Source organism: Corallococcus sp. CA053C (assembly GCF_003611675.1).
GTDB lineage: Bacteria > Myxococcota > Myxococcia > Myxococcales > Myxococcaceae > Corallococcus.
Map to the genome: position 1 here is coordinate 1 of NZ_RAWA01000016.1, position 24,248 is coordinate 24,248.

Consider the following 24,248-nt stretch of genomic DNA (forward strand, 5'->3'; position numbering starts at 1 on the left):
GTCCTCCACGGGGCGGGCGGCGTGCTCCGGCAGGAACATGAGCAGCACCAGCGCGGGGATGGCCGCCGCGGCGGTGAAGGCGAAGAACGTGGGCCAACCCATCCATGTGGCCAGGTAGCCGGACACGGAGCCGATGAGCCGGTTGGCGATGGTGCCCATCGTGGACAGGAGCGCGTACTGCGTGGCGCTGAAGCTCTTGTGGCACAGCGACATGAGGAAGGCCGCGAACGCCATCACGCCCAGGCCCGTGCACACGTTGTCCAGGGCGATGGCGGTCGCGAGCATCAGGTCGTTCTTGCCGACGAGCGACAGGGCCAGGAAGCCCAGGTTGGTGAGGCCCTGCGCGGCGCCGAAGATGAACAGCGCGCGGCGCATGCTGAGCTTCACCATCAGCACGCCGCCCAGGAGGCCGCCGCCAATGGTGGCCAGCATGCCCAGCGTCTTGCTGAGCGCGCCAATCTCCGTGTTGGAGAACCCGAGCTCGATGTAGAAGGGCGTCACCATGCTGGCGGCGATGGCGTCCCCCAGCTTGTAGAGCACCAGGAACGCGAGCACCCCCAGCGCGTACTCCCGGCGGAAGTAGTCCACGAAGGGCTTCACCACCGCGTCCAGCAGGTTGCGCGGAGGCTTCACGCTCTGCGGCTCCGGGGCCAGCAGCGTGGCCACCACGCCCACGCTCATGAGCAGGCCCATCACGTAGTACGTCCGCGACCAGCCCAGGATGTCCGACAGGATGAACGCCAGTCCGCCCGCGACGAGCATGCCCACCCGGTAGCCGGTGACGTACATCGAATTGCCCAGCCCGCGCTCCTCCATCGGGAGGATGTCCGTGCGCCACGCGTCCGCGACGATGTCCTGGCTGGCGGACAGGAACGTCACCACCACCGCGATGCACGCCATGGCGATGGGCGCGTCCTTCGGGTTGACGAGCCCCATGGCGGAGATGGCGCCCATCAGCAGCACCTGCGTCAGCAGCATCCACCCGCGCCGCCGGCCCAGGAAGGGCAGCGTGTAGCGGTCCATCAGCGGCGCCCACAGCACCTTGAAGGTGTAGGGCAGCGCCACGAGGCTGAAGATGCCGATGGTCTTGAGGTTCACCCCCTCGTTCTTCATCCACGCGGACAGCGTGACGCCGGTCAGCCACAGGGGGAGGCCGGACGCGAAGCCGACGGCCATCAGGAGCCAGATGCGCCGGCTCTTCAAGACGGTGAGAAGCGAGGGATTGGGCATGGAGGGCGCGGACAAGCGGACCCCAGCATAGAGAATCCGCCCCGCGCGTCACCTCCCGAGGGGCAAAGAATGTCCGCCCGGCTGCTGTCCGGGCACCAGCGCGGGCGTTCTGTCGCTACGGCTTCGGCACCAGCGCGGACACGTCCGGGCAGGTGGCCGCGTCGCCCTCGGTGGGGTTGATGAAGTCCCAGTTGCGGCGCAGGAAGGTGATCCGCGTCCGGGAGTCCCAGCACTCGGTGTACTTCGCGCCCTTCGCGTCGCCTTCCAGGATGTTCAGCTCCAGCACGCCCCGGCCGTCTGGCGTCCAGCGCGCCAGGATGTCCAGCGTCTCCAGGAGCCCGCCGGGGACCAGGTCCTGGCCCGGCAGGCGGAACGCCATCTCTCCCAGCCCCTCCGGCACCTGGCGCGACGCATAGCGCGTCAGGGGCAGCGTGGCCCCCGCGCCCGTGAAGAGCAGCTCCACGCGCGTGGGCAGCGCCCGGGTCTGGTAGCCGATGTCCAGCCGGTCCAGGCTGGTCGCGTCGCCCGTGTCGAAGCCGTGCCCGCGGGCCTCCTTCAGGTCCAGCGCGAGCGTGCCCTCGCCCTTGCGGATGCCGCCGTCCGCCTTGAAGGTGCCGGGCAGGTAGGTCCACCACGCGTCCTCGCGCGTGCCCGTCGGCCGGTACTGGAGGAGGTAGGCGAACTGGGCGCCCTGGCGCTCCATCACGAAGCGCACCTCGTGGCCCGGATGGTCCTTGTCGGGGTAGGGGCCCCAGATGCGCCGGTCGGTTTCGCGCGTGGTGGGCGGCGCGTTGCGGAACAGCTCCAGCAGGGACAGCAGGGCGTCCACGCTGACGTTGAACCGCGTGCCCGCGGCGTAGGCCTGCAGGGCCAGCTCCGACGTGCCCCCCAGCACCTGAAGGCCGACCTGCTGGGAGCGCAGCCCCTGGCCGGAGCGGGACGCGGCGTCCGGCAGCTTCGCGGCCAGGTCCTGGCGCTGGGGCAGGGCGTTCTGAAACTCCAGGTCGTCGTTGGAGAAGTCGCCGCCGCACGCGACGGCGAGGAGGCAGAGCAGGGCGGGGGCCAGGTTTCGCATCGCGTGCTCTCTCATGGCGCGTAGGTGAGGAGCGCGGCCAGCTCCCAGTAGCCCAGGGAGCGCTGCGCATCGACGTTGTATTGGAGGTACTGCAACCGGCCGCGCGTGGTGAGGTGGACGCTGCGCGAAAGCTGCAACCGCGCGCCGGCTACGAGGCCCGGGGACACCATGGCGAAGCGCTGATCCGGGAACGCCGCGTCCTCGAACTGGCGGCCCAGGATGAGGTACGCCAGCCGAGCGCCCACGAACGGCGCGACGCGGCCCAGGGGCCACTCGGTGGTGAGGCTGGTGCCCAGGTTCACCACCGAGTACCGGTACGTCGGCCCCGCGAGCGTGGGCAGCGCGAGCACGCCCCGGGTTCCGCCCATGGCCGCGTCGAAGCCCCAGACCCAGTCGCGGCGGAAGTAGTCGTGCAGCTCGGCCTCCGCGCCGAACAGGGGCACGGAGAGGAAGAGGGACTGGCGCGTGGCCGCGTCGAAGAAGGACTGGTAGCCGCCCGTGAGGCCGAAGGCCCACCACGTGTCCCGGCCCCGAGCCGCGCCCTTCACGGGGTCGTCGGAGAAGGGCGCGTCCTTGAGGCGCGGCTCCTCCAGCACGGTGGTCCGGCCCCGGGCAATCTCGACTTCACCGATGCGCAGCCGGTCGCTCATGCGGCGCTTCACGCGGTAGGTGCCAGGGGCCAGGGCCACGCGCCGCTCCGTGTCCGCGGTCTTGTCCAGCTCCGCGACCACGAGGCCCCCCGGATCCACGAAGTAGTAGGAGCCCGCGGGGGCACCGCCGGGCACCACGAGCCCCTCGGCGCTCGCGCGCAGGTCGGTGAGGACCAGGTCGCCGTTGCCCGCGAGGTCGTAGCTGAACGTGGGGTGCTGCGGGCCCGCGCTGCTGTCGGCGGTGTCGGCGACGGTGCGCGCGTAGGCATGTGAATACGCCTCGAAGAGCGTCACGCGGCCGTCGCCGCTGCGGTCCGCGTCGCCCAGCAGGCCGCTCGCCAGGTGGTGGGAGAAGTAGCTGCCGCCCAGTGCATCGGATTCCTGCGAGTCCTCGTCCGCCGCGCTGGAGGTGAGGATGACGACGCCCCGGGCATCGCGCGCCGCGCCGGACTCCACGTCGAAGGCGGGCGCCTTGCGGGCCCCCTTGGTGCGGGTGAGCGCGCCGGAGCGGCACGAGTCCAGGATGGCGATGCGGATGTCCACGGGCGCGTCCGCCAGTCGGCGCTTGAGCGCGTCGAAGGCCAGCCGCGAGTCACCCAGCCGCAGCGCTCCGTCCTTCGCGTGGCCGGAGTAGTAGACGAACAGCGCCGTGCGCTCCCCGCGAGTCTGGGCCGCGCGTGCCCGCTGCTCCAGGTCCGACAGCGCGGTGAGGAAGTCCTTCGCGTCGTCGTCGAGGAGGAGCTTCGCGTCGGACGGAGCCACGCCGCCCAGCCGGGTGAGCAGGTCGTGCATCTTGCGCGCATCGTCGCGCGCGTAGCTCAAGGGGCGCGTGTCGTCGCCGCCCGTGTCGTTGCCGGCGATGAGCGCGAAGCGGTGCAGCGTGTCCGCCTGCGCCGCGGTGGACATCAGCGCGAACGCGAGCCCGAACCCGGGCAGCGACGCGCGAAGCTTCGTGACGAGTCCTCGCACCGGAGCCGGAACAAGCCCCGTCACGAGCGCGGTCCACCTCCCGCCTGGAACGCGAGCGCTCATGGCTTCAGCAGGATCCACTGCGTCTGCTCGCCCGCCACGTCCAGCGGGGCCATGCGCGTGACATCCCGCCCCGCCGCCGTGAAGGACTTCCGCGCCGCGTCGCTCAGGGCCTCCATCGACACCGGCGCATCCGTCAGCACCAGCACCACGCGCTCAGCACCCGCACCGGTGAACTCCACGCTCTCCGGCAGCCAGTGCGTCCCCGCGCCCGGCTCCACCGCGAGGCTGTCCCCCGACTCCGGATACAGCGGTGTCACTTCGCCCTGCGCATCCACCGACAGCGCCGCCACATAACGATGTGCCTCCGGCGTGTAGCCCAGCCGCACGCGCTCACCGGCCCGCAGGGCCTCCGGCGCATCCACGCTCGCCACGCGCTGCGGCTCCGCGCCCCCACCGATGCGCAGCTCCGCGCCCGCTCCACCCTTGATCCGGTTGCCCGTCACCGGAGGCCGCACCGTCCCCGCGTCGTCGCGCTCCAGCAGCGGCCGCGCCAACACCAGCACGAACACCGACGCCGCCACCGCCATCAGCGGCCGTACCCACGGCGCACGCGTCACCGGCTCCTTCGCTGCCCGCGTCCGCCGCTCGACGGCACGCTCCACGCCCGCCTCGAAGCGCTCGAACGGGACCTCCGCCTCGAACGCGGCCTGCGTCGCGGAGAAGGACCGGAGCTGCGCGCCGCACGTCTCGCACGTCTCCGCATGCTCCCGGACGCGCGCCGCTTCCAGGGCAGGCAGCTCGCCGACGTGCAGGCGGCGCAATGTCCAGGTCGACTCGTGCGCGCTCATCGGACGTTCAGCTCCTCTCCACCCAGCTCCGCGAAGGCTTCCAACCGCTTGCGCACCGTGGGCACCGAACGCCCCAGCACCGCAGCCACCTCTTCCAGCGTCATCCCGTCCACGTGGTAGTGGATGGCCGCCGCCTGTGTCTCCGCGTCCACCCGGGCCAGCAGCTTGCGCACCAGGTCCCGCGTCTCCATCGCCTCCGCCCCACCGTGGCCCTCCGAACGGGCCGCCTCGTCCCGGGCGAACCACCTCCGCCAGGCCGCCCCTTCCGAGCGCAGCTGGTTGAGGCAGTGGTGCGTGGCGATCTTCATCAACCACGTCAGCGGAGACGCCTCCGCGCGGAACGAATCCCCGTGCACCAGCGCGCGGGCGAAGACGTCCTGCATCGCGTCCTCGGCCCGGCTCGCGTCCTTCAGCAGGTAGCGGCAGCGCTCCCGCACGCTGCCGCCGTACTTCACATACAGGTCGCGCAGGACGACCCGCCGGTCCTCGGGGGTTCGAGGAGGCACCACCTTCAGGGCCAGCGGGGTCGGTCCGGTCACGCGCGGCTCAGCCTACCGCGAGCAGGCTCACAGCGACGAGTACACCGCCGTGCTGAAGCCGCCGCAGGCCGCCTCCGCCTCGCCGTAGCCCAGGCGCGGGTCCAGGCTGACGCGGAAGTACGTGCTCAGGAAGTTCGTGTCCCAGCACTCGCTCAGGGTGGCCTCGCCCACCAGGTCGCCCTTGGACACCTGGATGTCCGAGCGGCCCGCGCCCGTCGCCGTCCAGCGGCTCTTGATGCTCAGCCGCTCCAGCTTCGCGCGCAGCGGGTCGTTGTTGTCGATGTCCTTGTCCGTCACGAAGTCGAACTCGCCGCCCGCCGACGCGGTCGCCTTGTAGTGGTACTTGCCGTCCACGCGCTGCTGCGGGTTGTTGTCGTCACGCACCTGGTGGAAGTCCGCGTCCAGCGTGGCGTCCGCCGTGGCGCTCGGCCGCGCGTAGCGGATCTCCACCGTGCCCACGTTCTCGTCGCCATCGGGCAGGCTGTGCGACGCGTCCCAGTCGATGAACAGCTCGCCGGAGCCGAAGCCCCTCTGGCGCTCGCCCTCCGCGTCCACCGCCACCGTCTGCGTGCCGGACAACACCGCCTTGAACGCGCTGTCCGTGTCCGCCTTCGCCTTGCCCTCCAGCACCCAGGAGAACGACGCGTCCCCGGACTTCGTCACCGTCAGCCGCCACGTCGTGGGGCTCAGCGCCTCCGTGCCCGGACCCCACACCGCCTTGTTCTCCTCCAGCGTCGTGGGCGGATACTTCGTGATCGACTCGATGAGGCTCAGCACCCACAGCGTGCCGCCGTTCACCGAGACCGTGGCCGCCACCGTCGCCTGGTAGTACTCGGCCTTCTGGCCCTGGCCGTACAGCGCGGACGGGTCGCTCGCCGTGAGCCCCTGGCCGTTCTCCTTCGGCGCCTTCACCTGCATCATCTCCTTCGACGGCAGGCCGTCCCGGAACGTCTCCGCATCGTTCGTCTCGGCCTTGTCGCAACCGGCGAACAGCAGGGAGGCGGCACACAGCAGGCTCTTGCGCAGCATGGTCGGTGTCCTTTCAGGGCCCGTCGTGCGGGCCGTGCGGCAGGGATTCGCTCCTATGGACACCGGCCAGGCTGAAAACAGAAAGAGGGCTCGCTTGAAATGGGAACCTCCAATGAATCCAGCCGGTTGGAACTCGGCTGCCTGCCCTCCGGCCACCCACGCCCGCCTGCCAGACGGTCGAAATGGAGCATCCCTACCTTTGCCCCATGGAAAAACGACACCCGAACCATCCCGGGGACATGGGTACGGACGCCGCGCTCGCCGAGCGGGAGCGTGCGCCGGACGAAATCAACGCCCGCGCGAGGGCCGTCGGCCTGCTCCATGACGCCGGGGTGCCATTCGTGGTGGGCGGGGCCTATGCCTACGCCACCTATACGGGCATCTACCGTGACACCAAGGACCTGGACCTGTTTCCGCGCAAGGCGGATGCCGTCCGCGCGCTGGAGGTCCTGGAGAAGGACGGGTGGCGCACCGAACACCACGACGAGGTGTGGATCTACAAGGCCTACAAGGGCGACTACTTCGTCGACTTCATCTTCTCGTCTGGCAACGGCGTGGCGACCGTGGACGACGAGTGGTTCACGAACGCCAAGAAGGCCAACATCTTCGGCTACGAGTGCCTCATCGCGCCCGCCGAGGAGATGATCTGGTCCAAGGCCTTCGTCACCGAGCGCGAACGCTATGACGGCGCGGACATCAACCACCTCATCCTCAAGGCGGGGCGGGAGATGGACTGGGACCGCATCCTCCGGCGGTTCGACCGCTATTGGGAGGTGCTGCTGAGCCACCTGATGATGTTCCGCTTCGCCTATCCCAGCGAGCGCGACATCGTGCCCAACTACGTGATGACGGAGCTGATGAGCCGCACGCTGCAGACGGTGCGCGACGGCAGCTGGGATGCGCGCCTGTGCCGCGGCAACCTGGTGTCCAAGGTGAACTACCACGTGGACATCCATCACTGGGGGTTTGGGGACGGCAGGGCGTGGGACGAACAAGAACGACCCGAGGGGGACGTGCGTGGCCCGAGATCCGAGCTCGAAAATACGGCTGGCAGCGGTCGGTGACCTGCACTGTCGGGACGACCAGCACGGCCGCTTCCGTCAGTTCGTCAAGCAGGTGAATGCTTCAGCGGACCTGCTGTTGCTGTGCGGCGACCTCACGGATCGCGGCATGGTGGAAGAGGGGAAGGTGCTGGCGGAGGAGCTGTCCGCGCTGCGCGTCCCGTGCGCCGCGGTGCTGGGCAACCACGACTATGAGCACGGCCAGGTGAAGGACATCTGCGCGGAGCTGTCCAAGGTCGGCGTCCACATCCTCGACGGGGACCACTTCATCTTCGAGAAGGTGCTGGGCGTCGCGGGCGTGAAGGGCTTCGGAGGGGGCTTCGGCAACGCGACGTTGCAGGCCTTCGGCGAGGGCGAGACGAAGTCCTTCGTGCAGGAGGCCGTCAAGGAGTCGCTCAAGCTGGAGGCGGCGCTCAGCCACCTGGACACGGAGAAGAAGGTCGTGATCATGCACTACGCCCCCATCCCGGAGACGCTGGAGGGGGAGAACATCGAGATCCGTCCCTTCCTCGGCACGAGCCGCCTGTCGATGCCCATCGACCACTACGGCGCGGCCTACGTCTTCCACGGCCACGCCCATCACGGTGCGCGCGAGGGCAAGACCAAGAGCGGCATCCCCGTGTTCAACGTGGCGATGCCGCTGCTCACCAAGTTCACGCCGGAGCAGCGCTTCGCACTCATGGAAGTCTAGCGCTGCTTCAGGGCGCAGAAGCCCCGCCGCCGTCCGGACCTCCGGGCGGTGGGTCCTTCAGGTCCGCGGCGCTCGTGGGCAGGTCCTCCACGGCGCTCGCGGAGACCTCCAGCAGGTCCGGCCCGGAGCCGCGCGCATAGAGCCGCTCCTCCTGCTCCGGCACCGCGTTGCCCAGCCACAGTCGCGCCAGCTCCTTCCCGTCCGCGTCGCGCAGCACCACGCTCCGGGACGCGTCGCCGATGCCGTAGCGCTCCCACCGCTTCACATTCGCCTCACCGAACGCGGCGGCCTTCAGCGCTTCGAGCGTGCCCAGGAGCTTCACCACGCGGAAGTGCCGCGCGCGTCCCCCGTCGGGACCCTCCACCTGCCACGCGTCGGTGCCGCCGTCCGAGGCCGAACCCCGCGTCACCACCACGGGCGCGGTCTTGCCTCCAGGATGGAACTCCAGCCGCCGCACGGCGTCGCGCGGGAACGAAAGCACGCGCCGGTCCTTCAGCTCCGGCACGCCGACGTCCAGCGTCATCAGCGCGCGCTCCTCCACCTCCGCCAGCGTTGAGCGCGAGCCTTGCTCGCGCAGCGCGTAGACCACCGATGCACCCTCGCGAGTCACCTGGGACAGCCGCACGCGGATGGGCTCGCCGGAAGAAGGAACGAAGCGCGCATCCACGACGGGCGCCTCCAGGCCGAGCGCCTTCCGCTGAGCGGGAGAGTCCTCGGGGAACGACAGGGCCAGCTGTCCTGCGAACGCGGTGATCAGGTCCGTCACGCGGCTGGCGTTCGCGCGCGTCGGCTCCGGCTTCACCAGCCGCCACGTCTTGCCATCCACGTCGCGCGTCAACTGGTACGCATGGGCCTTCGCCGTCACCTCGATGGACTGGAGCGACGCGGCGTCCAGCGGCCCCAGGAACTCCTTGGCGCGCAGCTCGAACGGGCCCTTGTCGAGCGCCCACCGCACGGCGCCCTCGGCCGCGTAGACGGTCGTGTCTCCCTCGCGGCGCACGTACACGGATCCGTCGAAGGGGTTCTCCTCGCCACCCGACAGCGTCACGGTGCGCTGCCGCGACGGATCCTCCGCTCCGCCGCCGCTCGCGTCCGGGACATAGGCCCGCGCCGTCACGGTGAAGGTGGGCGACGTGAGGCCGTACTTCTTCAGCTCCGCGTCCGACGGCGAGGCGTTCACCGTGGCCTTGAACTTCGCCGTGGTGAGCTGCTGCACCAGCGCCTCCACCGCGTACGGATCCGCCTTCGCCTCCACGGGGGCGGTGAGCCGCCAGCCCTCGGGAGTCCGCTCCAGCTCCGTGGTGGCGCCCCGAGCCTTCACCGTCAGGTGCGTGAAGACGGGGGCCGCCTGGGGCGCGGCCCCACGAGCCGGCTCCACGGCCTCCGCTCCGAAGATCTTCGGAGGCGCGGGGGGCTTCTCCGCATCCCGAGAACACGCCCACGGCCCCAGCACCGCGAGCCCGAGCACCACGAACCCAGAAGTCCTCACCGGTCCCTCCGCGACAGCCAGACAGCGAGCCCCACGCCCAGCAGCGTCAGGGGAAGCAGGTCGGTGGCGACGAAGCGCAGCAGCTGGATCTGCCCTCGCCCCAGCTCCAGCGTGGACGTCTCGCGGTTCGGCGGGCGCAGGGTGATCTTCTCCGCCTGATGGGACGCCCAGCCCAGGGCGTTCATCACCAGGTTGCGGTTGGGCTCATGGCCCCAGTTCGGATCCAGCAGCAGCTCCGAGTCCCCCATCACCACCAGCCGCGCCTCGTCGAAGCGCCTGTGGTCCGCCCCGCGCGTGTCCCGCGACGCGGCGGCCACGAGCGTGAGCTGTCCCATCTTCTCGCCATCGGACGGGGTGGTGTCCTCCTGGGGCCGCGTCTCCACCCAGGCATAGGGCGACGTGAGCAGCACGGGCTCCACCTTCACGCCGGGCAGGAAGCCCTCGCGGAACAACGTGAGGCTGCGCACGGTGGGCAGCTGCACGTTGAAGGCGCGCTCCTGCAGGGGGCGGGTGATGACGTGCTTGCCGAAGAAGTTCGACACGAGGACGAACGGGTTGCCCGCGTTGAACTGCGAGTCCGCCACCACGCCGTCGTCCACCTGCACGCCGTAGTCCGCGAGGAACAGGCCCAGCCCGTCCGTCGTGCCCGCGTCGGTGAAGTACAGGAGCCGGCCGCCCTCGCCCAGGTAGGTGCGCAGGGCCGCCACTTCCGGAGCCGTGTAGTCCTCCTTCGCCCCCGCGATGATCAGCAGCCCCGCGTCGCGAGGCACCTCCTTGAGGCCCAGGAGGTTGAGGGGCTCGGGGCGATAGCCCTCGCGCAGCAGTTGCCGCCGCAGCTCCGACAGCCCGTCGCCCGGGCCCCGGGGACCGTTCGGCGTCTCCAGCGGCCACTCGCCATGCCCTTCAAGGACGTACACCTTCTGCGTGCCCGCCGCTTCCAGCTGGAGCAGGGCGTTGGTCAGCTCCTGTTCGAAGGGGAGGGGCAGGATGGTGTGGGGCGCATCCTCGCTGTCGCCGCGCGAGACGACGACCAGCGTCTGGCCGTCCTTGAGCTGGTACCTCGCGGCCAGGGCGGGCTCGCGGTGCGGATCCGCGAACGCGTAGTGGAACGTCTCGGGCGCCGCCTCGTGGTAGCGCCGGAACAGCTCCTCCAGCTCGCCATAGGACGGGTGCGTGGGCGGGATGAGCGCCAGCGCATGGGCCGGCTCCTTCAGGCCCGCGAGCGTCTCGCGCGTCTGCGGCGCGAGCGAGAAGATGTGCTCCCGCGTCAGGTCGAAGCGCCGGTTCTTCTGGAACGCGAGGACGTTGAGGGCCACCAGCACGCCCAGCGCCAGCAGCGTGGTGAGCACGGTGGATGCGAGGAACCGCCCCGTGCGGCGCGAGCCCGCGCGCCCCAGCTCCCGACGGTGCGAGACGACGTAGTCCGCGAGCATCACGGCGCCCAGCACCGCCTTGCCCACGGCGAGCGGCACGCTGCCGGACGTGAGGAACAGCGTGAAGGGACTGGACAGCAGGAGCATGAGGCCGATGGCCCCTTGCACACGGGAGATGTGGGTCGCTCTCATGGTCACGCGTAGCGCTGCGCTTCCACCGCGCGGAGGGTGAGCAGCAGTGAGAACAGGATGACGGATGCGAAGAAAACCAGCGCCTGCACCTCCAGGACGCCCTGGATCATCCCCTGCAACTGGGTGTCGAAGGACAGGTAGCTCAAGAACGAGCGCAGCGGCTCCTCCGTGGACTGGGCCACGGCGCGCAGGAGCATCCACGGCAGCAGCACGGTGAAGGTGAGGAAGGCCGCCAGCATCTGGCTCTCCGTCAGCGCGGAGATGAACAGGCCCACCGCCATGCAGGTGGCGCCCCAGAGGAGCACCGCCCCGTAGCCCAGGAGCACCGTGGGCCACTCCAACGCGGGCCCGGACGCGCTCGAGCCCACCACCGACAGCATCAACGGGAACACCAGCGTCAGTCCCAGCGTGACGAAGATGAGGCCCAGGCCTCCCAGGTACTTGCCCAGCACGATGTCCACCGGCCGCACCGGCGTCGTCAGCAGGAGCACGAACGTCTTCTGCCGCTTCTCCTCCGCGAACAGCCGCATGGACAGGAAGGGCGCGACGAAGAGCGTGATGATCAGCACCACGCCCCACAGCTGCACCACCACGCCGTCGGTGAGGTTGCGGTAGACGACCGAGTCCGCCGGCAGCTTGCTCCAGCCGTGCTCCCGCGCCAGCGCCTGCACCTGCTGGAACTGCTCCAGCAGGCTGACGAAGAAGAACGACGAGAGCGCCGCCATCGCCGTGAACACGACGTAGGCCCACGGGGTGGTGAAGGCGACGGCCAGCTCCTTGCGGGCAATGGCCAGGGCGGTGCGCATGCGGAGGGAATCCTCGAAGGGGGAAGGGGAGGCGCTCAGGCGGCGGTCAGCTTGATGAAGACTTCTTCCAGCGAGGCGTGCTCCGCCTGGCCATGGGACGTCGCGAGCGTGGCGATGGCTTCGTGGGCCACCACGCGGCCCTGGTGGAGGATGAGCACCGTCTCGCACGTCATGGTGACCTCCGGGAGGATGTGCGTGGACAAGAGCACCGTGTGCCTGCCCGCCAGGCTCCGGATCAACGCGCGCAGCTCCGCGCGCTGCGTGGGATCCAACCCCTCCGTGGGCTCGTCGAGGATGAGCACCGGCGGCGAGCCGAGCAGCGCCTGCGCGATGCCCACGCGCTGCTGGTAGCCCTTGGACAGGTTCTGGATGACGCGCCCCATGACGTCGCTCACGCCGGTGAGCCCCGCCACGCGCTCCACCTCCGCCTTCACGCCGTGGCCGGGCACCTGCTTGAGCGCGGCGACGAACGTCAGGTAGCCGTGCACCGTCAGCTCCGGGTACAGCGGCGGCGTCTCCGGCAGGTAGCCGATGCGCCGTTTGACCTCCATCGGGTGCGTGGACACGTCGAAGCCGGCCACCTTCACGCTGCCCCCGGAGGGCGGCAGGAAGCCGGTGAGGATCTTCATCGTGGTGGACTTGCCCGCGCCGTTGGGCCCGAGGAAGCCGAGCAGCTCCCCCTCACCCACGGTGAAGGACACGTCGTGGATGGCCACGCGATCGCGGTAGCGCCGGGTGAGGTTGCGCACCTCGATGATGGGATTCTCGGTGATTGGCATGCGCGGGGGCGGACTTTACACTGCCCGGGAAGCGAGGCGCGGATGCCAATCGTGGTGCAGAAGTACGGCGGCTCATCGGTCGCCGACGTGGAGAAGCTTGGCAAGGTCGCCCGTCGCGTGAAGGAGAAGCGGGACTCGGGCTACCAGGTGGTGGTGGTGGTCAGCGCCATGGGCGACACCACGGACGAGCTGCTGGCGCTCGCCAAGGGCGTGTCGGCGGACCCGCCAAGGCGCGAGCTGGACATGCTGCTGACGTGCGGCGAGCGCATCTCCATGGCGCTCTTGTCCATGGCGCTCCAGGAGCACGGCGTGCCGGCCATCAGCTTCACCGGCAGCCAGAGCGGCATCATCACCAACGACGCGCACGCGCAGGCGCGCATCGTGGAGGTGCGCCCCTACCGCATCCAGGAGGAGCTGGCGAACGGCAAGGTCGTCATCGTCGCGGGCTACCAGGGTGTCTCCTTCAAGAAGGAGGTGACGACGCTGGGGCGCGGCGGCTCGGACACCACCGCCGTGGCACTGGCGGCGGCGCTGGAGGCGGAGGCGTGTGAAATCTATTCAGACGTGGACGGCGTCTTCAGCGCGGATCCGCGCGTGGTGCCGGACGCCCGCAAGCTGGAGGCCCTGAGCTACGACGAGATGCAGGAGCTGGCGAGCGCCGGCGCCAAGGTGCTCAACGCCCAGGCCGTGGAGTGGGCCAAGGCGCGCGGCATCACCATCCTCGCGCGCACCGCGCACGGCCAGGGCACTGGCACCGCCGTGCAGGAGCTGGCCGTGCCCACCGACAGCCGCATCAAGGGCGTGACGGCCGACGCGGAGATGGCGGTGCTCGTCGCCGGGCCTGACGTGGCCCTGGAAGAGCTGCTGGAGTTCCTGGACGCGCGCGCCGTGCGCGGCCGCACGCTCGCGCATGACGGGCTGCCGGGTGCACCGGGGCGCACGTTCCTCGCGGTGCCGCTCGCGGACGTGCACGGCCCGGAGGCGCTCCAGCGGGAGCTGGCCACGCGCTTCGGCCCGGCGGTGGAGTGGCGGGACGGCTGGGGCACCGTCACCTGCGTTGGCGTGGGCCTCAACGCGGACTGGGTGCCCCTGCGAAAGGCCCTGGCGGCGGCCGAGGGCCTGTCTGCCCGGGTGCATGCCGTGAGCACCTCTCCCTTGCAGGTGACGCTGCTGGTGGACAAGTCCCACCTGAAGCCGCTGACGGCGAGGCTGCACCGGGAACTGCTGGGTACCTGACAGCCCGCGCCCCACGGATGTTCGCTGATCCGGCCACTTGCGCGGCTGCGTGGACAGACGCGCGGTGGAAGTGTCGAACTTTTGTGCCCATGAGGGGCAGGGTGCTTCCCTCCCAGGAGTCCATGCCTACCCTCCGCTCCTGAACACCGGGGTGGAGGGTGGGTCAATGGGACAGGGTCGTCGGTGGTTGGGACTGGGAGCGGTGTTGGCGCTCCTGGTGACGGGCGCGGCGGGATGCAAGGACTCGGGTCCTGCCCCCGGTACGCCTCCTCCCGGCGATCGCCATGATGATCCCCCGCTGAACAACGATGACGCGGGCGTGAACCCCGCCACGGACGGCGGCGTCGTCGTGCCCGAATACGACGCGGGCATCCCGGACGACCCCGACGAGACGCTGCCGGACGGAGGCACCTCGCTGCCCGCGCGCGACGCGGACGCGGTGCACAAGGAGAACCAGAGAAAGGGGACCGCCAACTGGCGCATCACGAAGAACGCCAACCAGCGTGAGATCGAGGGCTATCCGCTCCAGGCCACGTTGACGCAGGGCGAGTCGCTGCGCGTGGCGGTGTCCCTGTCGGAGGCGAAGAGCTTCACGTGGTTCGTCTACCGCATGGGCTACTACGGCGGCCTGGGCGCCCGCGAGCTTGCGCGCGGCGGCCCGGTGAAGGGCACGCGGCAGGCGGACTGCCCGGCGGACCTGACGACGGGCCTCATCGCCTGCGGGTGGTCCCCCACGCTGGAGATCCCCATCGGGAAGGACTGGGTCCGCGGCGTGTACGTGGTGAAGCTCGTGCGCGAGGATCAGCCGTCGCGCTACGTGCCCTTCTTCGTCCGCGACGCCAACCCGCGCTCCGAGGTCGCGGTGCTCATCCCCACCGCCACCTGGGCGGCGTACAACACCTGGGGCGGCACCAGCCTCTACGATGATCAGAAGGGCGTGATGAAGTCGCACGGCGTCACCCGCGCCTTCCAGTCCTCGTATGACCGGCCCTACTACCGGGCCCAGGGCACCGGCGGCCTGATGACGGACGACCTCAGCCTGGTGACGTGGCTGGAGTCGCAGGACCTGGACGTGGGCTACTTCACGGACGAGGACCTGGACCAGAGCTACGACTTCCTGCGCGGCGCGAAGGTGTTCGTGATGTCCGGGCACGACGAGTACTGGTCGTCGAAGCAGCGCGACCACGCGGACCGTGCGCTGTCGGAGGGCCGGTCGCTCCTGAACCTGGGCGCGAACAACGCCTACTGGCAGGTGCGCCTCGAGCCCGCGGCGGACGGCCGGGAGCGCCGGATCGTCACCTGCTACAAGGGCCACGCGGAGGATCCGTACAAGGATCAGCGCAGGACGGTGAAGTTCCGCGACCTGCCCGCGCCCCGCCCGGAGAACGCGCTGCTGGGCGTGCAGTTCGCCGCGCGCTGGCACCAGTGGCCCTTCCCCACGGTCATCACCGCGCCGGACCACTGGGCCTTCGCCGGCACCGGGCTCAAGCAGGGCGACACGCTGTGGATGGCCAACGGCTACGAAGTGGATCAGCTGGTGAGCAACGGCCGTCAGCCTTCGGGTGTGGACGTGCTCGCTGAGTCCCCCTCGCTGTCGCTCCAGGGCGGCTTCGGCTTCTCGCACATGGTGGTGCGCAAGCAGGGCGACGCGTACGTGTTCTCCTCGGGCGGCATCGACTTCGTGCAGAAGCTGGCCGGGGTGGGGGACCGCGTGCCGGATGCCCGCGCGGGCCGCATCGTTGCCAACGTGCTCTACAAGGCGCTGGGCCGGAAGGTGCCGGACGACCTGGTGAAGTTCCAGCCGCCCACGCAGCCCCAGGCCCAGGGCCCGTTCGCGCAGGCCGTGCACACGGTGGCGGGCGAGCCCGGCAGGCGCTGCCACTCGGACGGCCGGGTGGCGTCGGACGCGCTGGGCGCGCCGCTCGCGGTCGCGGTGCTGCCGGACGGCGGCTGGGCGGTGGCGGACGCGCTGGGCAACGCCGTCAAGCGCGTGTCGGCGGACGGGAAGATCCGCACGGTGCTCAACAACCTCTCGGGCCCCATGGGCATCGCCGCGGACGCGCTGGGCAACATCTACGTGTCCGACACGGAGAACGCCCTCATCCGTCGCATCTCCGCGGACGGCAAGGCGGACGTGTTCGCGGGCACCACCTTCGGCTACCAGGACGGGCCCGCCCTCGCGGCGGCCTTCAACCAGCCCACGGGGCTGTCCTTCACGCCGGATGGCACGGGGCTGCTCGTCGCGGACATGAACAACAGCGTCATCCGCCGCATCGACCTGGTGACGCCCGGCAACCCGGTGACGACGCTCCAGGGGGACTGGCTCTACCGGCCCTCCGCGGCGGTCCAGGCGGCGGACGGCACCCTCTACGTCGTGGAGAGCGGCATGGCGCGGGTGGTGCGCGTGCGCGACGGCGTCACGTCCGTGATGACGGGCTCCACGCCCGGCTTCCGCGACGGAGATCCGAAGGACGCCCAGCTCCTGCCCTACCTGGGCCTCGCGCTGCTGCCGGACGGTTCGCTCGCGGTGTCCGACCCCGGCAACTACCGCGTGCGCCGCCTCGTGTTCAACGCGGCCGGTGAGCCGGAGAAGCTGACCACGCTCGCGGGCAGCGGCCGCTACGGCCACGCGGATGGCCCGGGCAGGGATGCCCAGTTGGTGCTGCCCGCGGGGCTCGCGGTGGGGCCGGACGGCACGCTGTACGTGGCGGACGCGGGCAACTCGCTCCTGCGCGCCATCACGCCCTGAGGCGCTGATCCGCGCGGATCAGCGCCCGGGGTTGCGCATCCCGCCCATCGGCGGAGGCGCGTCCATCTCCTGCCGCGTGCGCCGCCGGTCCGGGGTGTCGCGCGGCAGCTCCACGAAGCTGCACATCTCACACAGCCGGCTGTAGATGCGCTCGCCCACGCGCTCGCGCAGCAGCTCCGCGTCCTTCATCGCCGTGCGCGCGTCGTCGGTGGCGCGGTAGCCCGTGGGCGCGGTGCTGCGCGCGCCCTTGCGCTCCGGCTCCAGCGAATAGTTCGTCGCGAACAGGGTGGTGCGGCCCGCGTTGTAGCGCCGGGCGATCAGCTCATCGAGCGTCTCCATCTCGAAGGGGCTGCCGCGGCCCTTGCCCAGCTCGTCGATGGCGAGCACCTCCACCTCCGACAGCGGCCCGATGATCTCTCCGCCGCTCTTGCCGTCCTGGAACCCGCGCCGGATGGTCGCGTACAGGAGGGAGATCTCCACGTACCGGGCCCGCACGCCCATCTCCAGCACCAGGTGCGCGAGCGTCGCCGCCAAGAGGTGTGTCTTGCCCGTGCCCACCGGGCCGCTCAGCACGTAGCCCTTGTTGGTGGCGGCCTTCACGTACTGGTGGGCGAAGTGCATCGCCACGCCGCGGCCCCGGTCCTGCGCCTCGTTGAAGGGGCGGTAGTTGTCGAACGACGCGTGCGCCATGACGCCCGGCATCTGCACGTCGTTGTAGAGCGCCACGCGCTTGCGCCGCAGCGTGCACATGCACGGCTCCAGCACCTCGTACATCCGCGCGCCCACCTTCTTGCTGAAGGTGCCTTCCTTCTCCACGAGGATGTGCCCGCGCCCGCCGCACACCGGGCAGTTCTCCGAGCAGGGACACACCCGCGCCGACGCGAGCTCACCGCGCCGCTCGATGAGGTACGTCCGCCCGCTGCACTCCCCGCAAGCCTCGCCGTTCGCCTTGGCAGCCATCTGGCGCCCAGCCATACCACCGCCGCCCCTGTCCGTCAGCCTGCTGAACTTTCGTTCAGGCGTGCGGCAGGGGCCCAACCCCTCAGGTCTCCTTCATGTCCAGCCGCCGCCGCACCGCGGCCTGCAACCGGAAGCGCCGGGACACCCGTCGCGCCCGCGCCGTCATGAGCTGCTGCTCGCCCGTGCGTGCGTCGCGCCACACCGTGCGCCGCTCGGAGAAGGGCAGGGCGCGCAAGAGCGCGAGCAGCGCCCACGACTCCTGCTGATCCATCGCCGCGGGCTCCTGGGGCACGCACGCGAGGACCGCCTCCAACAGTCGGTGCACCCGGGGCGCGAGCGCGGCCTCACGCTCCGTCAGGGCCTGGAGCGCCGCGCACAGCCGCGCATGGCGCACCTCTTCCCATGAGCGCGCCGGCCGCTTCTTCGCGGCGGGGGCGGCCTCTTCACCCTGCCCCGCGGACAGGTCGCGGTACTTGCGGATCTCCGTCTCCACCTGACGCCGACACGCGCGCAGCGAGCGCAGCACCGGCTCTCCGGGCCGCGCGTCCCACAGCGCCTTCTCCGCCGAGCGGGAGATGCCGCGCGCCACCACCTCGAAGGGGACTCCCTCCTGCGCCCACGCCGTCACCAACTGGGTGTCGAGCGCGGACAACATCAGCCCCGCGCCACGCACCGCGAGGAAGTAGTCCTGGACCAGCTCTTCAAAGCTGGCACTCTCCGGCAGAAGGCTCATGATCCGCGAACGGCTCCACGCTGAGCGGCCTGTCGTTCGACCGTCCGCTTTCCATACCCGCTGGGTCCGACATCGCAACCTTCCGGCCACAGCGCCAGACCCGCCTGGCCGCTTCCCGAGCACAATGAATTTGAAGTTTTCTCGCCTGCTATTCAACGGACCAAACGTCCGTCCGTCCAAGTTGACCCGCCTTGCGGAAACCGCGCATAGTGCGAGTCCCCTCATGGAAATTCCCGAAGATTCCCGGACACTTGCCAAGCAGGCAGGCCATCGGGGATGCCGGTCCCTCGCTCCTAGGAAGACCATGCGCCGCTCGCTACTCGTTTGCCTCGTTCTCCTGACTTCCATGGCTTCGGCCCAGGAGAAGAAAGCACTGCGCGACGCTGATCTGGGCAAGAAGTCCACCACCACCGTGGACAAGTCCCTCGCTGGCGACATCACGCGCCCGAAGGAAGCCCAGCAGGCCGCTCCCGCGCTGCAATATGATCAGTTCCGCCTGGGCGTGGAGGTGCAGGTCGCCTCCAAGCGCCGCGAACAGATCGAATCGCTGCGCAAGATCATCTCCCTGTCGCCCGACCAGAAGGAGGCGCCCAGCCTGTTGTTCCGCCTGGGTGAGCTCTACTGGGAGGAGTCGAAGTTCTTCTTCTTCGAAGCCAACCGCAAGGACGATGAGCTCATCGTCGCCATGAACCGCAACGACGCCGCGGGCCAGCAGAAGGCCAAGGCGGAGAAGGCGGAGTTGATGGCGAAGGTGAAGGAGAACGGCAAGTACGCCGTCGAGCAGTACACGAAGATCGTCCAGGAGTACCCGAAGTTCGAGCGCACGGACGAAGTGCTCTTCTTCCTCGGCCAGTACCTGATGGAGGACGGCCAGGACAAGAAGGCGCTCGTCGCGTTCAAGCGCCTCATCGAAAAGTACCCGCAGTCCAAGTACATCCCGGACGCGTACTTCGCCTTCGGCGAGTACTACTTCAACAACTCCAAGGGCAAGCGCCCGGAGCTGGAGAAGGCGCTCGCCGCCTACAAGAAGGCCGCCGAGTTCCCGGAGAACCAGGTCTACGCCTTCGCCCTCTACAAGCAGGGCTGGTGCTACTTCAACATGGGCGAGTACGAGTCCGCGAAGGACAAGTACAAGACCGTCGTCCTCTACGGTGAGCTGGCCGGCGCCGCCGCGGTGGAGAAGGACGGCAAGGCCAAGGCCAAGGGTTCGCTCGTGCGCGAAGCCCGCGCCGACTACGTGCGCTCCTTCGCCCGCGAGGGTGACGTGACGCAGGCCCGCGCGGACTTCGGCAAGGTCGCCACCAATCCGGAAGACCGCTTCGCGATGATGAAGCAGCTCGCGAACCTGTACTACGGCGACGGCAAGGACCGCGAAGCGGCCATCACGTACAACGCCCTGATCAAGGAGAAGCCGCTGTCGCCCGAGGCGCCCGGCTTCCAGGGGAAGATCGTCGACTGCATCCTTCGCATGGGCAACAAGGAGCGCACCGTGGCCCAGGTGCGCCGGCTCGTGAAGATCATGAAGGACGTGGAGTCCTCCGGCGTCATCAAGGACGACAAGGACAAGAAGGCGCTCGCGGAGGCGAAGGAGCTGTCCGAGCGCACGCTCTCCAACCTCGCCGTCACCTGGCACAACGAGGGCAAGAAGACGCGCAACGAGGAGACGTTCAAGTACGCGGACGCCGTGTACAGCGACTACCTCACGCTCTTCCCGGAGAACCCCAAGGCGTACGACCTGCGCTTCTTCTGGGCGGAGCTCCTCAACGACAACCTGCAGAACTTCGACAAGGCCGCCGCCAACTACACCCTCGTCGTCCTCCAGGACGCCAAGGTGCTGGAGGCCAAGGACGACAAGGGCAAGCCCAAGCCGGGCAAGCCGGGCAAGTGGCTGTCCAACGCCTCCTACAACGCGGTGCTCGCCTATGACGAAGTCGTCAAGTCGGCCGAAGCGCGCGGCGAGGCGAAGAGCGAGTCGGCCGGCTCCGACATCACCAAGAAGATCGCCATCCCCACGCTGAAGAAGTCGCTGCTGGACGCGTGCGAGCGCTACCTGAAGTACGTCCCCAAGGGTGACAAGCGCGTGGAGATCGCCTTCAAGGCGGCCAACATCTACTACCGCCACAACCACTTCGACGAAGCGGTGCTGCGCTTCAGCGAGATCGCGTTGGGCTACCCCGAGTACAAGTTCGAGGACGGCCAGCGCGCGGGTGAGATCGCCGCCAACCTCATCCTCGACTCGTACAACCTGCTGCAGGACTTCGCGAAGGTGAACGAGTGGGCGCGCCGCTTCTACGCGAACGACAAGCTCGCCGTGGGCAAGTTCCGCGACGACCTGGCGAAGCTGATTGAGCAGTCGTCGTTCAAGCTGGTCAGCCAGCTGGAGGAGAAGAAGGAGTTCTCCAAGGCGGCTGAGGCGTACCTGAACTTCGTCCACGACTTCCCGCAGACGGAGATCGCGGACCTGGCGCTCTACAACGCGTCCGTCGACTATTACAAGGCGAAGAGCCTGGACAAGGCCATCGAGGTCCGCAAGCGCCTGTTCGCGGAGTACCCGCGGTCCAAGTACGTGCCGGACTCCATCTACGCGAACGCGGAGGCGCTGGAGGCCATCGGTGACTTCGAGGACGCGGCCACCACCTACGAGCTCTACGTGCGCGGCTACGAGCGCAACCTGAGCGAGAAGGGCGGCGCTCCGGCCGCGAAGGCGAAGGCCCGCGCGAAGGCGAAGGCCCGCGCGAAGGCATCGAACGACGACGCTCCCGCGAAGCCCGCGGTGGTGCAGAAGTGGGACGAGTCCAAGGCGCAGATCGCCCTGTTCAACGCGTCCACCTACCGCGAGGGCCTGGGCCAGCTGAAGGCCGCGCTGAAGAACCGCGAGCACTACCTGGAGCTGTGGCCGAAGTCGAAGGATGCCGAAGGCGTGTTCCTCTCCATCGTGGACCTGCACGTGAAGCAGGGCGCGTCCATGAAGGCCATCAAGCTGCTGGAGGAGTACGAGCGTGACAACCAGCGCTCGTCGAGCAAGTTCCTCAACGCCGAGGGCCGCATCGTCGCCATCTACGAGAAGATGAAGAAGACGCGCGACGTGTCGCGCATGAACAAGCGCATCTACGAGTACTTCGACCAGCTGCCGCGCCGCGCGCAGACGGCCCTGGAGAAGCCCGCGCTGGCCGCCGCCGCGCAGGCCAGCCTGCTCGCCATCGAGCCGGACTGGGTTGAGTTCAAGCGCCTGAAGCTGTACTGGGGCGTGCCGCCGTCGCCGGAGCGCTTCAAGGGCTCGCTGGCCGACAAGGGCCGCGCGCTGGAGGTCGTCCAGAAGAAGTACGTGCAGACAGTGGCCCTGGGCGCCCCGGAGCCCGCCATCTGCGCGCTGCAGCGCATTGGCATGGCGTACGACCACATGGCGGAGCTCGTGGTGAACGCGCCCATGCCGCGCGGCCTGGATGAAGAATCGCAGCAGGCGCTGCGCGACGAGTTCACCAACCAGGCGCAGCCGCTCAAGGACAAGGCCACGGAGGCCTTCTCCGGCGCGGTCGCCAAGAGCCGCGAGCTGGGCGTGTTCAACGACTGCGCCGCGGGCAGCCTGAAGATCCTGCGCACCACCTACGCCCCGGACCGGTACCCGGAGGTGCTGGAGGAGAAGCTCGCGCTGAAGAACAAGGAGCTGGTGCTGGGTGGCGACCTGCTCGCCGCCGTGCAGGACATCCCGCCCCCGACGGCGAAGCCCGAGCAGGAGAAGCTGGCCAAGAGCGAGGCGCTCAACGAGGACCTGTCGACGCTGACGGATCAGCTCCGCCAGCAGACCGAGTCCGAAATCGCCAAGCCCGCTGCCTCCAAGGACGGCAGCGCGCCCAAGAAGACCGTTGATGATCAGGAGCCGGAGGACTTCCTCTAATGAACCGCACGCACCCGTTCCGTCCCGCCCTCCTCCTCGCCACGCTGGCGCTCAGCGCCGTCGGTTGCACCGGTTCGCAGACCGCGGCCAAGCCCGTGGTCACGAAGCCTACGACCACCGCGCCCACCGGGCCGGTGGCCATCTCCAACCGCGCCATGCTGCTGTTCGATGACGCGGTGAAGTCCTTCGACGCGCAGAAGAAGGCCAAGGCGTTCGACTACCCGTCGCTCGAGCGCAAGTTCAAGGCCGCCGCGGAGGCGGACCAGAACCTCGCGGAGGCCGAGTACAACCTGGGCGTCATCGCCGAGCGCATGGGCAAGCCCGACGAGGCGCGCGCCCACTACCAGGCGGCGCTCACCAAGAAGCCGTCGCTGCGGCAGGCGTCGGACAACCTGGCCATCATGCGCCAGAACTCCGGCGACGTGGCCGGCGCGGTGGCGCTCTACCAGGACGTGCTCGCCCGCTACCCGGACGACGCCGGCTCGCGTGCCCGCCTGGCGGAGATCTACCGGCAGAACAACGACCACGACAAGGCGATGGAGCTGTCGCGCGCCGCGCTCATGCGCGATCCGCAGAACACCAACGCCCTGAAGGTGATGATCCGCAGCTACCTGGAGCGCAAGCAGCTGGCCATGGCGAAGCTCGTCGCGCTGCGCGCGGTGAAGCTGGACGGCGCGGATCCGGAGCTGCACCACGCCGTGGGCCTCATCCTCCAGAAGGAAGGGGACAACGAGGGCGCGCGCGTGCAGTTCAAGAGCGCGCTCGAGGCGAAGGCGGACTACGTGCCGTCGCACGTGGCGCTGGCCCAGCTGGCGCTGGACGCCGAGGACTTCCCCGGCGCCGAGGAGCACCTGCGCCGCATCCTTCAGAACGACGGCAAGAACGCCGCCGCGCACGTGGACCTGGGCATCGCGCTCAAGGGCCAGGGCCAGTACGACAAGGCCATGCAGGAGTACGACGAGGCGGAGAAGCTCAACCCGGAGCTGGGCGCCACCTACCTCAACCGCGGCATCATCCTGCACAAGGTGAAGGACGCCCCGGAGCGCGCGGTGGAGCTGTACCGCAAGTACGTCGCCCTCGCGGGCGGCGAGGTCGCGCTCAACGCTGAGTCCCCCGTCTTCGGCCTGATGCGCGAAGCGGAGAGCATCGTGCAGGCCAAGCGCGAGGCGAAGGCCGCCGAGGAGCAGGCCAAGCAGATGGAGGCGCTCCAGTCCCAGCAGCAGGCCGCGATGAAGGCCGAAGAGGCGAAGCAGAAGGGCCAGCAGCCTCCTCCCGCGCCCAACACCGCCGTGACGCCCGTGTCCGGCGACGGCACCGCACCCAAGGCCACTCCGGCCGCCGCCACCGGCGCGCAGCCGGCCGCGGCCACCCCGGCGGGCGGTCCTCCGGCCGCGCCTGCCCAGAAGAATGCAGCTCCGGCGGACGCGGACGAGCCCTCCGACGACCTGCTGTGATGTGGGAGAAGCCCGCCAGTGGCTTCACGCTGGCGGTGTGACTCGGGATGATGCGAACCTTGAACGCCCCCGGCACCCCCCGCGGGGGTGTCGTGTGGAACAAGTGGGCCCGGGAAGGGGCCCCACGTGGAGGCAGGATGCGGAAGTGGCTGATGCTGTGCGTGACGCTGTCGGTGGCTCCGGCCTTCGCCCAGGACGAGGGCGGCAAGTCGCAGGGCGGTGGCGAGGGCGGTGGTGCCCGGATGCAGAAGACGACCAACGTCGACTTCGAGGACGACACCATCGAGGGTGACCTCACGAAGCCGGATGGCGAGTACGTCGAGGCGCGCAAGTCGGTGAAGCACTCGAACCTCATCCGGATCCGCGAGGACTTCGAGGACAAGGTCATGCAGTCCGTGGGCGAGCTGTAAATCCTCACGAATTGCGGCGGGAACCTTCCGCCGACCCTGTTGTCCAACGAGCGCGTAAGCGAACCGGGAGCCCCCCT

The 24,248-nt window shown here is 69.4% G+C and carries 19 protein-coding genes; 7 read left to right on the forward strand and 12 right to left on the reverse strand.

The window, feature by feature from the left end; all coding sequences use genetic code 11:
* From D7V97_RS03660 to D7V97_RS03685, 6 genes are all read right to left on the reverse strand, one after another.
* Nucleotides 1-1,245 (reverse strand): MFS transporter (locus D7V97_RS03660; RefSeq protein ID WP_233582496.1); only part of this gene is annotated, 1,245 nt, incomplete at its 3' end.
* A gap of 100 nt (nucleotides 1,246-1,345) precedes the next feature.
* Entirely contained in the window at nucleotides 1,346-2,305 is a 960-nt protein-coding gene (locus D7V97_RS03665; protein WP_233582497.1) for a hypothetical protein, read from the reverse strand.
* An 11-nt stretch (nucleotides 2,306-2,316) separates the two neighbouring features.
* A complete protein-coding gene (locus D7V97_RS03670) occupies nucleotides 2,317-3,861 on the reverse strand; it encodes a caspase family protein (protein ID WP_120609213.1) in 1,545 nt (514 codons plus the stop codon).
* 122 nt (nucleotides 3,862-3,983) lie between these two features.
* On the reverse strand, nucleotides 3,984-4,775 hold the full coding sequence (locus D7V97_RS03675; protein WP_120609187.1) for a DUF4384 domain-containing protein: 792 nt from the start codon (nucleotides 4,773-4,775) through the stop codon (nucleotides 3,984-3,986).
* The gene (locus tag D7V97_RS03680) at nucleotides 4,772-5,314 is read right to left on the reverse strand and encodes an RNA polymerase sigma factor (protein WP_233582498.1); all 543 of its coding nucleotides are present in this window, start codon (nucleotides 5,312-5,314) and stop codon (nucleotides 4,772-4,774) included. Before D7V97_RS03680 ends, D7V97_RS03675 begins: the two co-directional genes overlap by 4 nt.
* A gap of 27 nt (nucleotides 5,315-5,341) precedes the next feature.
* Complete coding sequence (locus D7V97_RS03685; RefSeq protein WP_120609188.1) at nucleotides 5,342-6,343, reverse strand: hypothetical protein; 1,002 nt, start codon at nucleotides 6,341-6,343, stop codon at nucleotides 5,342-5,344.
* Nucleotides 6,344-6,549: 206 nt separating this feature from the next.
* Between D7V97_RS03685 and D7V97_RS03690 the strand changes: the two genes are divergently transcribed.
* Together D7V97_RS03690 and D7V97_RS03695 are read left to right on the forward strand one after the other, a co-directional pair.
* Nucleotides 6,550-7,407 (forward strand): nucleotidyltransferase, encoded by an 858-nt coding sequence (locus D7V97_RS03690; RefSeq protein ID WP_233582499.1) that lies wholly within the window; start codon nucleotides 6,550-6,552, stop codon nucleotides 7,405-7,407.
* Complete coding sequence (locus D7V97_RS03695; protein WP_120609215.1) at nucleotides 7,391-8,095, forward strand: metallophosphoesterase; 705 nt, start codon at nucleotides 7,391-7,393, stop codon at nucleotides 8,093-8,095. Before D7V97_RS03690 ends, D7V97_RS03695 begins: the two co-directional genes overlap by 17 nt.
* Nucleotides 8,096-8,102: 7 nt before the next feature.
* Here D7V97_RS03695 and D7V97_RS03700 read toward each other — a convergent pair whose 3' ends face one another.
* The 4 genes from D7V97_RS03700 to D7V97_RS03715 are packed head-to-tail and all read right to left on the reverse strand — an operon-like array spanning nucleotide 8,103 to nucleotide 12,734.
* Nucleotides 8,103-9,584: a DUF4340 domain-containing protein gene (locus tag D7V97_RS03700; RefSeq protein WP_120609190.1), complete on the reverse strand. Its 1,482-nt coding sequence runs from the start codon at nucleotides 9,582-9,584 to the stop codon at nucleotides 8,103-8,105.
* Nucleotides 9,581-11,149 (reverse strand): GldG family protein, encoded by a 1,569-nt coding sequence (locus D7V97_RS03705; RefSeq protein ID WP_120609191.1) that lies wholly within the window; start codon nucleotides 11,147-11,149, stop codon nucleotides 9,581-9,583. The genes D7V97_RS03700 and D7V97_RS03705 overlap by 4 nt, the downstream gene beginning before the upstream one ends.
* Nucleotides 11,150-11,151: 2 nt before the next feature.
* Entirely contained in the window at nucleotides 11,152-11,955 is an 804-nt protein-coding gene (locus D7V97_RS03710) for an ABC transporter permease (protein ID WP_120609192.1), read from the reverse strand.
* Between the two features lie 35 nt (nucleotides 11,956-11,990).
* Complete coding sequence (locus D7V97_RS03715; RefSeq protein WP_199728689.1) at nucleotides 11,991-12,734, reverse strand: ABC transporter ATP-binding protein; 744 nt, start codon at nucleotides 12,732-12,734, stop codon at nucleotides 11,991-11,993.
* 42 nt (nucleotides 12,735-12,776) lie between these two features.
* Between D7V97_RS03715 and D7V97_RS03720 the strand changes: the two genes are divergently transcribed.
* Together D7V97_RS03720 and D7V97_RS03725 are read left to right on the forward strand one after the other, a co-directional pair.
* Nucleotides 12,777-13,970, forward strand: a complete 1,194-nt coding sequence (locus tag D7V97_RS03720) for an aspartate kinase (protein ID WP_120609193.1) — start codon at nucleotides 12,777-12,779, stop codon at nucleotides 13,968-13,970.
* Between the two features lie 166 nt (nucleotides 13,971-14,136).
* Nucleotides 14,137-16,719 (forward strand): N,N-dimethylformamidase beta subunit family domain-containing protein, encoded by a 2,583-nt coding sequence (locus D7V97_RS03725; RefSeq protein ID WP_120609194.1) that lies wholly within the window; start codon nucleotides 14,137-14,139, stop codon nucleotides 16,717-16,719.
* 18 nt (nucleotides 16,720-16,737) lie between these two features.
* Here D7V97_RS03725 and D7V97_RS03730 read toward each other — a convergent pair whose 3' ends face one another.
* The gene (locus D7V97_RS03730) at nucleotides 16,738-17,694 is read right to left on the reverse strand and encodes an ATP-binding protein (RefSeq protein WP_120609195.1); all 957 of its coding nucleotides are present in this window, start codon (nucleotides 17,692-17,694) and stop codon (nucleotides 16,738-16,740) included.
* A gap of 67 nt (nucleotides 17,695-17,761) precedes the next feature.
* Nucleotides 17,762-18,412: a hypothetical protein gene (locus tag D7V97_RS03735; RefSeq protein WP_120609196.1), complete on the reverse strand. Its 651-nt coding sequence runs from the start codon at nucleotides 18,410-18,412 to the stop codon at nucleotides 17,762-17,764.
* Between the two features lie 304 nt (nucleotides 18,413-18,716).
* On the opposite strand from D7V97_RS03735, the gene D7V97_RS03740 reads away from it, so the two are divergent.
* From D7V97_RS03740 to cglF, 3 genes are all read left to right on the forward strand, one after another.
* Nucleotides 18,717-22,307, forward strand: a complete 3,591-nt coding sequence (locus tag D7V97_RS03740) for a tetratricopeptide repeat protein (RefSeq protein ID WP_199728690.1) — start codon at nucleotides 18,717-18,719, stop codon at nucleotides 22,305-22,307.
* Nucleotides 22,307-23,761 carry an adventurous gliding motility TPR repeat lipoprotein GltE gene (gene gltE, locus D7V97_RS03745; RefSeq protein ID WP_120609198.1) on the forward strand — a complete coding sequence of 485 codons (1,455 nt, stop codon included), beginning with the start codon at nucleotides 22,307-22,309 and terminating at the stop codon, nucleotides 23,759-23,761. The genes D7V97_RS03740 and gltE overlap by 1 nt, the downstream gene beginning before the upstream one ends.
* Nucleotides 23,762-23,898: 137 nt before the next feature.
* Nucleotides 23,899-24,171 (forward strand): adventurous gliding motility protein CglF, encoded by a 273-nt coding sequence (cglF, locus tag D7V97_RS03750; RefSeq protein ID WP_120609199.1) that lies wholly within the window; start codon nucleotides 23,899-23,901, stop codon nucleotides 24,169-24,171.
* Nucleotides 24,172-24,248 lie beyond the last annotated feature (77 nt).

Coding starts and splice junctions, on each gene's coding strand:
- D7V97_RS03665 (WP_233582497.1), bottom strand. CDS start 2,305: ATGCGAAACCTGGCCCCCGCCCTGCTCTGCCTCCTCGCCGTCGCGTGC.
- D7V97_RS03670 (WP_120609213.1), bottom strand. CDS start 3,861: ATGTCCACCGCGGCGCAGGCGGACACGCTGCACCGCTTCGCGCTCATC.
- D7V97_RS03675 (WP_120609187.1), bottom strand. CDS start 4,775: ATGAGCGCGCACGAGTCGACCTGGACATTGCGCCGCCTGCACGTCGGC.
- D7V97_RS03685 (WP_120609188.1), bottom strand. CDS start 6,343: ATGCTGCGCAAGAGCCTGCTGTGTGCCGCCTCCCTGCTGTTCGCCGGT.
- D7V97_RS03690 (WP_233582499.1), top strand. CDS start 6,550: ATGGAAAAACGACACCCGAACCATCCCGGGGACATGGGTACGGACGCC.
- D7V97_RS03705 (WP_120609191.1), bottom strand. CDS start 11,149: ATGAGAGCGACCCACATCTCCCGTGTGCAAGGGGCCATCGGCCTCATG.
- D7V97_RS03710 (WP_120609192.1), bottom strand. CDS start 11,955: ATGCGCACCGCCCTGGCCATTGCCCGCAAGGAGCTGGCCGTCGCCTTC.
- D7V97_RS03715 (WP_199728689.1), bottom strand. CDS start 12,734: ATGCCAATCACCGAGAATCCCATCATCGAGGTGCGCAACCTCACCCGG.
- D7V97_RS03720 (WP_120609193.1), top strand. CDS start 12,777: ATGCCAATCGTGGTGCAGAAGTACGGCGGCTCATCGGTCGCCGACGTG.
- D7V97_RS03725 (WP_120609194.1), top strand. CDS start 14,137: ATGGGACAGGGTCGTCGGTGGTTGGGACTGGGAGCGGTGTTGGCGCTC.
- D7V97_RS03730 (WP_120609195.1), bottom strand. CDS start 17,694: ATGGCTGGGCGCCAGATGGCTGCCAAGGCGAACGGCGAGGCTTGCGGG.
- D7V97_RS03735 (WP_120609196.1), bottom strand. CDS start 18,412: ATGAGCCTTCTGCCGGAGAGTGCCAGCTTTGAAGAGCTGGTCCAGGAC.
- D7V97_RS03740 (WP_199728690.1), top strand. CDS start 18,717: ATGCGCCGCTCGCTACTCGTTTGCCTCGTTCTCCTGACTTCCATGGCT.
- gltE (WP_120609198.1), top strand. CDS start 22,307: ATGAACCGCACGCACCCGTTCCGTCCCGCCCTCCTCCTCGCCACGCTG.
- cglF (WP_120609199.1), top strand. CDS start 23,899: ATGCGGAAGTGGCTGATGCTGTGCGTGACGCTGTCGGTGGCTCCGGCC.